The organism is Pseudomonas sp. GM74 (genome assembly GCF_000282455.1).
Lineage (GTDB): Bacteria > Pseudomonadota > Gammaproteobacteria > Pseudomonadales > Pseudomonadaceae > Aquipseudomonas.
The window spans coordinates 26,356-40,784 of sequence record NZ_AKJG01000106.1 but is presented as its reverse complement, the minus strand read 5'-3'; the positions used below and the strand labels follow the sequence as shown (position 1 = coordinate 40,784).

12 protein-coding genes are annotated in these 14,429 nt (G+C 60.8%); all 12 read left to right on the top strand.

The window, feature by feature from the left end:
- The first annotated feature begins 284 nt into the window (after positions 1-284).
- The 12 genes from arnB to PMI34_RS07795 all read left to right on the top strand — a co-directional run bounded on the left by arnB (position 285) and on the right by PMI34_RS07795 (position 14,376).
- A complete protein-coding gene (gene arnB / locus PMI34_RS07740) occupies positions 285-1,433 on the top strand; it encodes a UDP-4-amino-4-deoxy-L-arabinose aminotransferase (RefSeq protein ID WP_008052199.1) in 1,149 nt (382 codons plus the stop codon).
- Positions 1,430-2,449: an undecaprenyl-phosphate 4-deoxy-4-formamido-L-arabinose transferase gene (arnC, locus tag PMI34_RS07745; protein WP_008052198.1), complete on the top strand. Its 1,020-nt coding sequence runs from the start codon at positions 1,430-1,432 to the stop codon at positions 2,447-2,449. Before arnB ends, arnC begins: the two co-directional genes overlap by 4 nt.
- On the top strand, positions 2,446-4,437 hold the full coding sequence (gene arnA / locus PMI34_RS07750) for a bifunctional UDP-4-amino-4-deoxy-L-arabinose formyltransferase/UDP-glucuronic acid oxidase ArnA (protein ID WP_008052197.1): 1,992 nt from the start codon (positions 2,446-2,448) through the stop codon (positions 4,435-4,437). Before arnC ends, arnA begins: the two co-directional genes overlap by 4 nt.
- Positions 4,437-5,321 carry a 4-deoxy-4-formamido-L-arabinose-phosphoundecaprenol deformylase gene (gene arnD / locus PMI34_RS07755; RefSeq protein WP_008052196.1) on the top strand — a complete coding sequence of 295 codons (885 nt, stop codon included), beginning with the start codon at positions 4,437-4,439 and terminating at the stop codon, positions 5,319-5,321. Before arnA ends, arnD begins: the two co-directional genes overlap by 1 nt.
- Positions 5,318-6,967, top strand: a complete 1,650-nt coding sequence (gene arnT / locus PMI34_RS07760) for a lipid IV(A) 4-amino-4-deoxy-L-arabinosyltransferase (protein WP_008052195.1) — start codon at positions 5,318-5,320, stop codon at positions 6,965-6,967. Before arnD ends, arnT begins: the two co-directional genes overlap by 4 nt.
- Positions 6,964-7,308, top strand: a complete 345-nt coding sequence (gene arnE / locus PMI34_RS07765; RefSeq protein WP_008052193.1) for a 4-amino-4-deoxy-L-arabinose-phosphoundecaprenol flippase subunit ArnE — start codon at positions 6,964-6,966, stop codon at positions 7,306-7,308. The genes arnT and arnE overlap by 4 nt, the downstream gene beginning before the upstream one ends.
- Entirely contained in the window at positions 7,305-7,706 is a 402-nt protein-coding gene (gene arnF / locus PMI34_RS07770) for a 4-amino-4-deoxy-L-arabinose-phosphoundecaprenol flippase subunit ArnF (protein WP_008052192.1), read from the top strand. The genes arnE and arnF overlap by 4 nt, the downstream gene beginning before the upstream one ends.
- A complete protein-coding gene (locus tag PMI34_RS07775) occupies positions 7,703-9,082 on the top strand; it encodes a UDP-glucose dehydrogenase family protein (RefSeq protein WP_008052191.1) in 1,380 nt (459 codons plus the stop codon). Before arnF ends, PMI34_RS07775 begins: the two co-directional genes overlap by 4 nt.
- 5 nt (positions 9,083-9,087) lie before the next feature.
- Positions 9,088-10,671, top strand: a complete 1,584-nt coding sequence (locus PMI34_RS07780; protein ID WP_238538798.1) for an ArnT family glycosyltransferase — start codon at positions 9,088-9,090, stop codon at positions 10,669-10,671.
- Positions 10,672-10,760: 89 nt separating this feature from the next.
- A complete protein-coding gene (locus tag PMI34_RS07785) occupies positions 10,761-11,939 on the top strand; it encodes an MFS transporter (protein WP_008052189.1) in 1,179 nt (392 codons plus the stop codon).
- A 159-nt stretch (positions 11,940-12,098) separates the two neighbouring features.
- A complete protein-coding gene (locus PMI34_RS07790) occupies positions 12,099-12,806 on the top strand; it encodes an HPP family protein (RefSeq protein WP_008052188.1) in 708 nt (235 codons plus the stop codon).
- A 97-nt stretch (positions 12,807-12,903) separates the two neighbouring features.
- Positions 12,904-14,376 carry a nucleobase:cation symporter-2 family protein gene (locus PMI34_RS07795; protein WP_008052187.1) on the top strand — a complete coding sequence of 491 codons (1,473 nt, stop codon included), beginning with the start codon at positions 12,904-12,906 and terminating at the stop codon, positions 14,374-14,376.
- The last annotated feature ends 53 nt before the right edge of the window (positions 14,377-14,429 follow it).

Below are 14,429 nucleotides of genomic sequence, written 5' to 3'. Positions count from 1 at the left end.
TACGTCGGAAGTCTGAACAACGGCTTAATAGCTTTCAGATAAACGATTCCCCAACCGTTTTTTCATGTTCCTTTCACAAAATCGGGCATAACCTTCTATAAAGTCGGCGCCACCCGGATGGACCTCCAACCTGCCGCCCGTAGCGAAAAAAGTCAACCGATGCAGTTTTTTACCGCCAACCGGTAACTAGTTGATTTGGCGCAGGTTCTGATTTAGCGTCTAAGCTGATTTTTGGATCCCTTTTAGCCTCAAAGGCTATTTACGTTTCAGCCCCTGAGGTGCCCATGAGTCAGACGTTTCTCCCTTTCTCCCGTCCCGGTATCGGCGACGAAGAAATCGCAGCCGTAGAGCAAGTATTGCGTTCCGGATGGATCACTACCGGGCCGAAGAACCAGGCGCTGGAAGAACACTTCGCCAACTACGTCGGTTGCCGACATGCCGTGGCACTTTCCTCGGCCACCGGCGGGATGCATATCACCCTGCTGGCATTGGGTGTCGGTCCCGGCGATGAAGTCATTACACCCTCGCAGACCTGGGTATCCACCGCCAACATGATCACCCTGCTGGGTGCCACGCCGGTGTTCGTCGACGTTGACCGCGACACGTTGATGACCGACGTGGCCTCTATCGAAGCTGCGATCACGCCGCGCACCAAAGCCATCATCCCGGTGCATTACGCCGGTGCGGCATTCGACCTCGACCCGCTCTACGCCCTGGCCGACAAACACGGCATTGCCGTGATCGAAGACGCCGCCCACGCGGCTGGCACCTACTACAAAGGTCGTCACGTCGGCTCCAAAGGCACGGCGATCTTCTCGTTCCACGCAATCAAGAACATGACCTGCGCCGAAGGCGCCATGTTCGTCAGCGACGATGAAGCCCTGGCCTCGCGGGTACGCATGCTCAAGTTTCACGGGCTCGGGGTTGATGCCTACGATCGCCTGACCCATGGCCGCAAGCCCCAGGCCCAAGTGATCGAGCCAGGCTTCAAGTACAACCTGGCCGACATCAACGCGGCCATCGCGCTGGTGCAACTGGAACGCCTGGACGAGATCAACGCCAAGCGCGCTCAATTGGCGCAGGCCTACCTGCAGCGTCTGGAAGGCCTGCCGGTGCAACCCCTGGCCGTCCCCGCCCATTCGCAAAAGCACGCCTGGCACCTGTTCATCCTGCGCATCGACGCCGAGCGCTGCGGTCTGGATCGCGAAGCGTTCATGAAAGCCCTCCAGGAACAGAATATCGGCACCGGCATTCACTTCATTGCAACGCACCTGCACACCTACTATCGACAACGTTACCCCAACCTCTACCTGCCCAACACCGAATGGAATTCGGCGCGGCTGTGTTCGATCCCCTTGTTCCCCGACATGACCACCGATGATGTCGAGCGCGTCGTCGGCGCCATTGAAAACTGCATGGACAGAAGCCTTTGAGACCTTACCCAATCAACTTCGTTTCGATCGTCATTCCGGTCTACAACGAACAGGAAAGCCTGCCGGAGTTGCTTCGTCGCACCGAAGCAGCCTGTCAGCAATTGACCCATCCCTACGAGATCGTTCTGGTCGACGACGGCAGCCGTGACGACTCCGCACAGATTCTTGAAGATGCCGCTTCCCGCGAAGGCAGCCCGGTGGTGGCGGTCATCCTCAACCGCAACTACGGCCAGCACGCAGCGATCATGGCCGGTTTCGAGCAGTGCAAGGGCGATGTCGTCATCACCCTCGATGCCGACCTGCAAAACCCGCCTGAAGAAATCCCGCGACTGATCGAGCAGGCCGAACTTGGCTACGACGTCGTCGCGACGGTACGCAACAACCGCCAGGACTCGGCCCTGCGCCGCTGGCCATCGAAGCTGATCAACCTCGCCGTGCAACGCTCCACCGGCGTGGCCATGAGCGACTACGGCTGCATGCTGCGGGCCTACCGACGCACCATCGTCGATGCCATGCTCGCCTGTCGTGAACGCAGCACCTTCATTCCGATCCTGGCCAACAGCTTTGCCCGCCACACCACGGAAATCCTCGTGACCCACGCCGAGCGTGAACACGGTGACTCCAAGTACAGCCCCATGCGCCTGATCAACCTGATGTTCGACCTGGTCACCTGCATGACCACCACGCCGCTGCGACTGTTGAGCATCGTCGGCGTCGGCATGGCGGCCCTGGGCATGCTGTTCGCCATCGCCTTGGTCCTGCTGCGCCTGGTGTTCGGCGCCGGATGGGCCGGTGGCGGTACCTTCGTACTGTTCGCCGTGCTGTTCGTCTTCACGGGTGGTCAATTCATCGGCATGGGCCTGCTGGGTGAGTACCTGGGCCGCATGTACAGCGACGTGCGAGCACGTCCGCGCTTTTTCATTGAAAAGGTGCTGCGTAGCCAGCCCGCCTCCCCTGCTTCCGTTGTTACCGTCGACGGCCTTACTTCCACTTCTTCAGATCAGGTTTCTTCATGAGTGCAAAAGCTGTTGTCTTCGCCTATCACGATATTGGCTGCGCCGGCATCGAATCCCTGCTTTGCTCCGGTTTCGAGATCGCAGCGGTGTTCACCCACGCCGACGATCCGAAGGAGAACGCGTTCTACGGCTCCGTCGCGCAACTGTGCGCGCGCCACGGCATTGCCGTGCATGCACCGGAAGATGCCAACCATCCGCTGTGGATCGAGCGTATCGCCAAGCTCGACCCCGACTACATTTTCTCCTTCTACTACCGCAACCTTCTAGGCGAACCACTGCTGGCCACCGCGCGCAAAGGCGCGTTCAACCTGCACGGTTCCCTGCTGCCGCGCTACCGTGGTCGTGCACCGGCCAACTGGGTGCTGGTCAACGGCGAAACCGAAACCGGCGTGACCCTGCACCGCATGGTCAAGCGTGCCGACGCGGGCGCCATCGTTGCCCAGCAGAAAGTCGCGATCGAGCGCAGCGACACGGCGCTGAGCCTGCACGCCAAATTGCGCACGGCGGCCTCTGACCTGCTGCGTGACACCTTGCCGGCGCTGCTGCAAGGCAAGGCCAGTGAAACACCGCAAGACGAATCCAGGGCCACGGTGTTCGGCCGTCGCACCCCGGCCGACGGCAAACTTGTCTGGGCCAAACCGGCCGAAGAACTGTTCAACCTGGTCCGCGCGGTTACCCAGCCATACCCGGGCGCCTTCTGCGCGGTGGGCGAGCACAAGCTGATTGTCTGGAGCGCCGAAGTCGCCAAGGGCAACGAAGGCCTGGCGCCGGGCTGCGTCATCAGCGTCGACCCGCTGCGCATCGCCTGCGGTCAAGACTCGCTGGTCATCAACGCAGGCCAGCGCAACGACAACGGTCTGTACCTGAGCGGCCCGCAACTGGCCAACGAACTGGGCCTGGTGGACGGTTCCGTGCTGCGCGGCGCCGAATCCGGTCGTGCCCCGCGCCGCACCCGCGTACTGATCCTGGGCGTCAACGGCTTCATCGGCAACCACTTGTCCGAGCGCCTGCTGAGTGACGACCGCTACGAAGTCTACGGCCTGGATATCGGTTCGGACGCCATCGAGCGCCTGCGCAGCCACCCGAACTTCCACTTCGTCGAAGGCGACATCAGCATCCACTCCGAGTGGATCGAGTACCACATCAAGAAGTGCGACGTGGTGCTGCCGCTAGTGGCCATCGCAACGCCAATCGAATACACCCGTAACCCGCTGCGGGTATTCGAACTGGACTTCGAAGAGAACCTGAAACTGGTTCGCTACTGCGTCAAGTACAACAAGCGCGTGATCTTCCCGTCGACCTCGGAAGTCTATGGCATGTGCCAGGACCCTAACTTCGACGAGGACAACTCCAATCTGGTGGTCGGCCCGATCAACAAGCAGCGCTGGATCTACTCGGTCTCCAAGCAACTGCTGGACCGCGTGATCTGGGCTTATGGCCAGAAGGGCCTGAACTTCACCCTGTTCCGTCCGTTCAACTGGATGGGCCCACGCCTGGACCGTCTGGACTCTGCCCGAATCGGCAGCTCCCGGGCGATTACCCAGCTGATCCTGAACCTGGTGGAAGGCACGCCGATTCGCCTGTTCGACGGTGGCGAGCAAAAACGTTGCTTCACCGACATCGCCGACGGTGTGGAAGCACTGGCGCGGATCATCGACAACGATAACGACGTCTGCAACGGCCAGATCATCAACATCGGCAACCCGGACAACGAGGCCAGCATCCGTCAGTTGGGCGAAGAGCTGCTGCGTCAGTTCGAAGCGCACCCGCTGCGCGCCAATTTCCCTCCGTTCGCCGGTTTCCGCGACATCGAAAGCAAGGCGTTCTACGGCACCGGTTACCAGGACGTTTCGCACCGCAAGCCAAGCATTGCCAACGCCAAGCGTCTGCTGGACTGGACGCCAACCGTTGAGATGAGCGAAACCATCGGCAACACCCTGGACTTCTTCCTGCGCGAGGCCATGCTCGAAATCGCGGACAAGCGCTGATGCAGGCGGGACTGCGGATTGATGTCGACACCTATCGGGGCACCCGTGAAGGGGTGCCCCGGCTGCTGGAAATCCTTGATGAAGCTCAGGTCAAGGCGACGTTCTTCTTCAGTGTCGGGCCGGACAACATGGGGCGCCACTTATGGCGCCTCATCCGTCCACAGTTTCTCTGGAAAATGCTCCGTTCCAACGCAGCCGGCCTGTATGGCTGGGACATCCTGCTGGCTGGTACCGCATGGCCCGGAAAACTGATTGGCCGCGATCTTGGGCATCTGATGCGTCAGGCCCGGGATGCCGGGCATGAGGTTGGACTGCACACATGGGATCACCATGGCTGGCAGGCCAATGCCGGGACCTGGAGCGACGCGCAACTGATCGAACAGATCCGCAAGGGCGTAGACACGCTCAGTGACATTCTTGGCGAGAAAGTCGACTGCTCGGCGGTCGCCGGCTGGCGTGCCGACGAGCGCGTGATCGAAGCCAAACAGGGCTTCGGTTTTCGCTACAACAGCGACTGCCGCGGCCAGAGTCTGTTCCGGCCGCGACTGGCCAATGGGCAATTGGGTACGCCGCAAATCCCGGTGGACCTACCGACCTTCGACGAAGTGGTCGGTCCGAGCGTCGCAGCCAAAGATTTCAACAGTTTCATCCTGGACCGGTTCACCCCGGGAAAACTCAACGTCTACACGATCCATGCCGAGGTAGAAGGGATTCTGATGGCCAACGATTTCCGTCAACTGCTCAACGATGCGCGTCAGCGCGACATTCGTTTTCAACCCTTGGGCGATTTGTTGCCCCAGGCCCCTGACAGCTTGCCGGTCGGCCGTGTGGTACGTGGTTCTCTCGAAGGTCGTGAAGGCTGGCTGGGAGTGCAAGGCGCATGAGCAAACGCTGGGCTTTGCCGTTATTGCTGGCCTTGATGGCGCTGGCATACCTGCTGCCGCTGGGCAGTCATGGCTTATGGATTCCCGACGAAACCCGCTACGCCCAGATCAGCCAGGGCATGCTCCTGAGCGGCAATTGGGTGTCGCCGCATTTCATGGACGTGCGCTATTTCGAAAAACCCGCGGCCGGCTACTGGATGATTGCACTCGGGCAGGCGCTGTTCGGCCAGAACCTGTTCGGGGTGCGTTTCGCCTCGGCGCTGAGCACCGGTCTGGGCGTGTTGCTGTGCTATCTGGTCGCCCGCCGGATGTGGAACGAGCCGCGCAAGAGTTTCGCCTGCGCCATGCTCTTCATGAGTTTCACAATCATTGCGGCTATGGCGGGGTATGCCAACCTCGATCCGCAATTCACCTTCTGGGTGAATCTGAGCCTGGTGGCGCTATGGTTCGCGCTCGACAGCACGAGCCGTGGGCAACGCCTGATCGCATGGGCGGTGTTGGGCCTGGCTTGCGGCATGGGCTTCATGACCAAGGGCTTCCTGGCCTGGCTGTTGCCGGTACTGATCGCCCTGCCCTGGATGATCTGGCAAAAACGCTGGCGTGAACTGCTGGTCTACGGCCCCGTGGCGGTCGTGGTCGCCATCGTCGTCAGCCTGCCGTGGGCGCTGGCCGTACACGCCCAGGAGCCCGACTATTGGCGATTCTTCTTCTGGCACGAGCACATCCGCCGTTTTGCCGGGGACGATGCCCAGCATGATGCGCCGTGGTGGTACTACCTGCCGTTGCTGGTGGCGTTCAGCACGCCATGGGTTGCCTTGCTGCCACCCGCGCTCAAGCAAGCCTGGCAAACCCGACGCCAGTCCAATATCGCGTTCCTGCTACTGTGGCTGTGGATGCCGTTGTTCTTCTTCAGCCTGAGCAAGGGCAAGTTGCCGGCCTACATCCTGCCGTGCATGCTGCCTCTGGCATTGTTGCTCGGCCATGCGCTGGCTGACCGATTGAAGCTGGAGCAAGGTCGTGCCCTGGGCATCAACGGCCTGCTGAACCTGGTGGTGGGTGTGGTCGCCCTGCTGACCCTGGTTTACCTGCAATTGAAAAAGCCGATTTACGATCATGAACTGCACAACCTGGTGTTGGTGTTCATCGGCTTGATCGGCTGGATCATGGCCAACCTGCTGCAAGCCTTCCGCCCGTTGCAATGCTGGGCCGCCCCGGCTTTTGGCAGCCTGTTGCTCGCTGCCCTGCTGCCCGCGGGCCTGCCCAACTCCGTCGTCGCCAATAAGACCCCTGACCAATTCATCCTCGATCATGCCCAGGAACTTGGCCAGAGTGCCAAATTGTTAAGTAACGATCTGGGGGCCGCATCGGCGTTGTCCTGGCGGGTGAAACGGCCGGAAGTGGCTTTTTTCAACACGATAGGCGAATTGAAATATGGCCTTGCCTATCCTGACTCGCTTAAGCAGCGCGTCAACTCCGATCAGGTGCAACAGTGGATGCACGACGCCCGCCAGCAAGGTTCGGTCGGTGTGGTCATGCGGGTCAAGGGCGAAGAAGAGCTGCGCGAACTTGAACAGTTGCCTAAAGAAGGCAAGCGATACGAACAAGGCAATCTGGTGATTTTGATCATTCCTCAGGCGGCACCATGAGCCTGCTATTGCTACTGGTGGCCTGCCTGCTCACCTGCCTGGGCCAGATTGCCCAGAAATATGCGGTAGAAAGCTGGCGCGCCCAACCATCCGGCTGGGCGGAGAAACTGCGCTCGCCCTGGCTTTGGCTGGCCCTGGCCTCCCTGGGGCTGGGCCTGCTGGTGTGGTTGCTGGTGCTGCAACGCCTGGAAGTCGGGATTGCCTACCCGATGCTCAGCCTGAACTTCGTGCTGATCACCCTGGTGGCGCGCTTCGTGTTCCACGAAACCATCGACAGCCGCCACTGGCTGGGTGTGGCACTGGTGATCGGCGGCGTGGCACTACTGGGGCAACACGCATGAACCTGAGTCGCGGCATCACCTTCGCACTGGGCAGTGTTTTGCTGGTCAGCGCCGCCCAACTGGGCATGCGCTGGAGCATGAGTCACCTGCCACAACCCGAACAATGGCTCAGCGCCCCCATCGACCTGACAGCGGTTGCCGTGGTGTTCCTGGCCATCGTCGCCTACGCCCTGTCGATGCTCTGCTGGCTCGTCGCGCTGCGGGACCTGCCCCTGGGCCGTGCGTATTCGTTGTTGAGTATCAGCTACGCGCTGGTGTACCTGCTGGCCGCCAGCCTGCCGCTGTTCAACGAAACGTTCAGCCTTACGAAAAGCCTTGGCGTGGCATTGGTCATCCTCGGCGTCATTACCATCAATTCTCGACCTGCTCGTGCGCCCGAATCAAGGAGTGCCCCATGAAAATCAGTGTGTTTGGTAGCGGTTATGTCGGCCTGGTGCAGGCAGCGGTATTGGCGGAAGTAGGCCACGATGTGGTCTGCATGGACGTGGACGAGAAAAAAGTCGAACTGCTCCAACAGGGCCACGTGAGTATCTTCGAACCCGGGCTGGCCAGCCTGGTACGCGAAGGCCTGGATGCCAAGCGGTTGCAGTTCAGCAGCGACGAAAAATTCGCCGTTGAGCATGGTGAGGTGCTGTTCATCGCGGTCGGTACTCCGTCCCGGGACGACGGCTCGGCGGACCTACGCTACGTGATGTCGGTGGGCGACGCAGTGGCGCGTCATCGCCAGCAACCGGCGATCCTGGTGGAGAAGTCCACCGTCCCGGTCGGCACCGGCGATGCCTTGCGTGCACACATCGACAAATGCCTGCTCAACGCCGGGCGCGTATTGCAGTTCGATGTCGTCTCCAACCCGGAGTTCTTGAAAGAAGGTTCGGCGGTGGCCGATTGCCGTCGCCCGGACCGTATCGTCGTGGGCTGCGAGCGCGAAGAAGTGCGTGAGGTGATGCGAGACCTGTACTCGCCCTTCAACCGCAACCATGAACGCATCATGTTCATGGACCTGCGCAGCGCCGAGTTGACCAAGTACGCCGCCAACTGCATGCTGGCGACCAAGATCAGCTTCATCAACCAGATCGCCGAACTGGCCGAGCACCTGGGTGCCGACATCGAATCGGTACGCTTGGGCATCGGTGCCGACTCGCGCATTGGCTACCACTTCATCTACCCCGGTTGCGGCTACGGTGGCTCATGCTTCCCAAAGGACATGCGCGCCCTGATCCACAGCGCCGAGCAAGCCCATTGCTCCAGCGACCTGCTGCAAGCGGTGGAAGCCATCAACGAGCGGCAGAAATACAAGCTGTTCGAGCGCATCAACGCGTTCTACAAGGGCGATTTGCGTGGCAGGACCTTTGCCTTGTGGGGCCTGGCGTTCAAGCCAAACACCGACGACATGCGCGATGCGCCAAGCCGGGTGCTGCTCGAATCCTTGTGGGCTGCCGGGGCAAATGTCCGTGCATTCGATCCGGAAGCCATGCAGGAAACCCAGAAGCTGTATCCCGATGAATCGAAACTGATGCTCATGGGTACCCCCGAGTCAGTCCTGTCCGGTGCCGATGCACTGATCATCTGCACCGAATGGCAACAGTTCAAGGCGCCGGACTTCGAGCTGATCCAGCAGCGGCTCAACGCACCGGTGATCTTCGACGGCCGCAACCTGTACGACGCAGACCGTCTGGCACGCATCGGTTTCACCTACTTCCCGATCGGCCGGGGCGAGTCGAGCAAATTGCCTATTCCGTACCAGCAATGGATTGGCGAGTCAGTGGTCGCCTGAACACCATGATCCCTCACATCCGCCAACAGTCCCTTGCGCTGGGCCTGTTGGCGCTGTTGTTGTTCTGCGCCGGGATTTACCAGCAAGCGGCCATCGGTTTCGATTCGCGCTTCGTGCTGTTCGCCCAGGAGATGCTGCGCAATGGACCGTCGTTTTTTCCGACGACCTATGGTCAGCCCTACGCCGACTATTCGGGTCTTTCAACGGTATTCATCTGGCTGCTTTCACTGCCGTTCGGCCAGGTCACCAGCCTGACCGCATGGCTGCCGAGCGCCATCGCCGCGGCGGTCATCGTCACCTTGATGTACCGCCTGTTGGCGCCCTACTCCCCGCGTTGGGCGCTGCTGAGCATCGCCTTGATGCTGTTGACCAACACCTTCATCACCGAAACCCGCGCAGTTTCCCTCGACCTGATGCTGGCGGCCGTCGCGTTCAGCGTGTTCTACCTGGGCTATGCCGCCGATCACTTTGCGGCGCCGCGCCGATGGGTCCTGGTCTTTGCCTTGCTGATGCTGGGCTTCTGGATTCGTGGGCCCATCGGCCTGGTCATTCCTGCGGGGATGCTGTGCGGCTATTTCCTGGTAAATCGCCAATGGCGACGGTTGCTGGTCTTCGGATTGCTGGCCTCCTTGCTGCTGGCGGTGTGCGTCGGGCTTTTGTTGTGGCTGGCGGACGTCAGTGGCGGCCCGGCCTTCTTGCAGGATGTGATTCGCATGCAGTTCATGGGACGCATGGATGGTAGCGAAGGCTCCAATGAGGTGATGTATTACTTCACCAGTTCGCCAGGCAACTACGCACTGGCCTGGCCGCTGGCAGTGCTGGCGCTGATGGCGGTCGCAGCTTCTGGCCGACAACAGTCAGGCCCGGGATTGCGCCTGATGCTGTACTGCGCGGCCGCCGGGTTGATCGTGATGGTCGGCCTTTCCGTCCCGCTGGCGAAAAAGGCCCGTTACCTGCTGCCGATGCTGCCCATGGCGGCGATCATTGCGGCCTATCCGTTTTACGCCGTGCAAGGTCGGCTATTCAGTTGGCTGCGCGTATTGATGCAGGGGCTTTGGCTACTGATCCCAGGGATGCTGATCGTGACCTTGCTGGTGATACAGCGAAGATTCCCCGAAGACGTGGCTCACCTCACTTCGTTGTTCATCATTCTCGGCGTGTTGCAAGCGGTCGCCGTGGCAGCGTTCAAGCAACCTCGATGGCGCGCACAGATTCTCGCTCTTTGCGCGGTCCTGGCACTGTGGTCGTTATATATCCTGCAGTTCGAGCCGATCCAGCGACAGCTTTACGACACCCGGACCTTCAGCCACGAAGCCTTTGAACGGGTTCAAGAAGACCCCGCCCCCTTGGTAATGCACGCGATGGGCAAGGATGCCAAAGCCATCAAGTTCATGGTCAACATCAATCAAGGCCTGCAACCGGAGTTCACCGATTCACCCCGGGAACTTGACGCCCTCAAGGGCCCGGCGTGGCTGATGATGGACCTGAACGTTTACAAGACACTGCAAGGCACGGCTATAGGTGCGTTGCCACCCGTGTTGAGCGGGCGGTTCGACAAGAACGATTTCGTGCTGCTGCACCTCAATTGAATCCCGTTGCAACGACCGAGTATCCGGCTGCTAGAGTAGCGCTCACGATCGGGCTGATGCCGGCCCGATCGAATAAGGATATTCGCGCCGTGACCAGCTACTCCCCCCTCATCCGCCGCCTGCTGATCTGCTCGCTGACCATTGTCGTCAGCCGCGCCATCACCAGCCCTTTGCTCACCCTGTTCGTCAGCGACAAGCTGGGCCTCAACCAACAGGACGTTGGCTTGCTGCTCGGCATCGCGGTGTTCATCGCCACCCTGCTCTCCCTGTATGGCGGCTACATCATCGATCGCTTCGAAAAACGCCGCTTGCTGATTCTCTCGATGGCGTCCAGCGCGGTCGGCCTGGTGTTGCTGACCTTTGCTGAAAACCTCTACCTGACCACGATCACCCTGATCGTCACCGAAACCGCTTCATCGCTGTTCCTGATCGGTTCGAAAGCGATCCTCAGCGAAAACCTCCCGGTGGGTCAGCGCGCCAAGGCGTTTTCCCTGAGCTATACGCTGACCAACATCGGCTATGCGGTCGGGCCGATGCTCGGTGTACTGATTGCCGGTGCTTTTGCCAGTGCCCCCTTCCTGATCGCTGCGGCCATCGCTTTTTTCAGTATTTTCCTGATGACCGGAATCGCGAAGGACCCGGCGCGCTCCCCTGCCAGCGGCCAGGCGCAGAGTTTCCTCAAAACCCTGATCACCCTGAAAAACGACCGTACCCTGATTCTGTTCACCGCCGGTTGTCTGCTCAGCACCGTGGTGCACGGGCGATTTACCTTTTACCTGTCGCAGTACCTGCTGGTGACCAGCAATCCCCGGCACACCATGGAGATCATGGCCGCCCTGCTCGCGTGCAATGCCATCAGTGTGATCTTGCTGCAATACCAGATCGGGCGTTTTCTCAAGCGCGAGCAACTGCGCCAATGGATCGTGGCCGGCACCGGCCTGTTCATCCTCGGGCTGATCGGCTTCAGCCTGGCGGACAGCCTGGTGAGTTGGTGCGTGGCGATGTTCATCTTCACCCTCGGTGAAATCATCATTTACCCGGCCGAGTTTCTGTTCGTCGACACCCTGGCACCGGAAGATCTGCGGGGCAGCTACTACGGCGCGCAAAACCTTGCGGCCCTTGGCGGTGCGCTGAGTCCGGTGATTTGCGGCTTCATGTTGATGCACACCCCGGCGCCGACGATGTTTTATGCCTTGAGTACACTCGCTGCCCTGGGCGGTTTGCTGTGCTACACAAGCGGCCGACGGCGCAATTTAAAGCAAAATTAATGCACTGAAAGCTCATTAATATGAATTTGTCAGCAGCAGGATTGAACGGCAAACTGTGCGCGTTCCTCCCCCAACAGTTGGAACAACTTCAAGGGCTTTCTGGGTTCCCCAGCTAAGCCTTTTTTTTGCCTCGATTTTTTCTGTCGGAGTCTTCTCTAAATGCTTGCCCGCTGGTTGCCCGCCGCCATCAATACCCGCCCCACCGAATGGAGCCGCGCTGCCATCGGCATGGCCCTGGGGACCCTGATGAGCGTGTGGCTCTGTAGCCAGGTGTTCGGCATCGAGGTGGCCCAGCACCTGATCGGCCCGCTGGGGGCCTCGGCGGTGCTGTTGTTTGCCGTGTCTTCGGGCGCGCTCGCCCAGCCCTGGTCGATTCTCGGCGGCTACCTGAGCGCCGGGGTGATTGCCTTGCTGGTGGCTCATGTGTTAGGCCGAACCCTGGGAAGCGCTTGCCTGGCGGCGGGCATGGCGTTGATCCTGATGTGCTGGCTGCGGTGCCTGCATCCGCCGGCCGGTGCCTTGGCCCTGACCCTGGTGCTGGCCGATCCGGCGACCATTGCCATGGACTGGAGAGCCATTGGGCCGGTGATGCTCAGCGCGGCGACGATGCTGTTCTGCGCCCTGGCCTACAACAACCTGACCCGTGTTCGTTACCCCAAGAGCGCCAGCGAGACGGTGGCCAGGATTCCTGCCGATCACTCGCCGGTCGACCGTCAGGCCATCACCGCCGAAGACCTGAAACTGGCGTTGGCCGACATGGAAGCGTTCTATGACGTCACCCCCGAAGACCTCGAGCAGTTGATCCAGGCCAGCCAACTGCACGCCAAACGCCGCAGCGTCGGCGAGGTGCTCGCCCCAAGATTGTAAGTCGCTGTTTTAGAGGTTCTTTTGCCGTGGCCGGGCGGTTCTGGCATCCTGCGCCTCCATTTTCTGACCCGGCCCGCCTTCTGGCACGCAAACCACCATGACCGCCTCCGAAAAAGCCCCCGCTCCACGCCACAGCGACCTGATCTACGGCCTCGATGACCGCCCGCATCTGACCGCCACCGTCTTTGCCGCCCTGCAACACGTGCTGGCAAGTTTCGTCGGCATCATCACCCCGACGCTGATCATGGGCAGTGCCCTGGGCCTGCAAAGCGAAATTCCTTACCTGATCAGCATGGCGCTGTTCGTTTCCGGCCTGGGCACCTTCGTGCAGGCGCGGCGCTTCGGCCCGGTAGGCTCCGGCCTGTTGTGCCTGCAAGGCACCAGTTTCTCGTTCATCAGTGTGATTCTCAGCGCCGGTTTCATGGTCAAGGCCCGGGGCGGCGGCACCGACGAGATTCTCTCGACCATCTTCGGCGTGTGCTTTTTTGCCGCGTTCATCGAAGTGGTGCTGAGCCAGTTCATCGGCAAACTGCGCATGCTGATCACCCCGGTGGTGACCGGGACGATCATCACGCTGATGGGCTTGTCGCTGATCAAGGTGGCGATGACCGACATCGCCGGCGGCTTCGGCGCCCCGGATCTGGGGGCGGCCAGTCACCTGGCCCTGGCGGCGCTGGTGCTGGGCACCATCGTGGTGTTGAACCGGGTGGACGTGCCGTTTCTGCGCCTGGGGGCGATTGTCATCGGCCTGACCCTGGGCTACGGGGTGGCATGGCTCACGGGCCAGGTGGATTTCAACAGCCTGCCCGAAGTCCCGCTGATGAGCGTACCGGTACCGTTCAAGTACGGGTTCTCCTTCGATTGGGTGGCGTTCATTCCGGTGGCGGTGATCTTCCTGGTGTCGCCGCTGGAGGCCGCCGGTGACCTCACGGCCAACTCGATGATCTCCCGGCAACCGGTCAAAGGCCCGGTGTACATTCGCCGGATCAAGTCCGGCCTGCTCGCCGATGGCCTCAACTCGGCCATGGCGGCGGTGTTCAACAGCATGCCGATGGTGACCTTCGCCCAGAACAACGGGGTGATCCAGCTCACGGGCGTGGCCAGCCGCTACGTGGCGTTTTTCATTGCAGGATTGCTGGTGGTGCTTGGCCTGTTCCCAATGATCGGCGCGGTACTGCAACTGATGCCGAAACCGGTGCTCGGTGGCGCGGAACTGGTGATGTTCGGCACCGTCGCCGTGGCCGGGATCAAGATTCTCGCCGAGGCGGGCCTGCATCGGCGCAACATGCTGATCGTGGCGATTTCCATCGGCATGGGCCTGGGCGTGGCCGCCGTGCCGGAGGTCTTGCGTGAACTGCCCAAGGCCCTGCACAACATTTTCGAATCGCCCATCACCGTCGGCGCGCTGTGCGCTATCGTTCTTAATATCTTCCTGCCCGAGGAATTCATCGAACTGGAAGAGGACGAATTCGATCCTGAGGCCTCGGTGCTTCAGGTCATGCAGAACCCAGATGTGACCGCCAGGGATGAACCCGCAAAGGCTGCGGTGGTCGCACAGTCGAACCACTAGTCGGGCTCAATGGCTGAGCCGCTGGCGGTTCAGCCTTTTTCAGATGAGAGCAC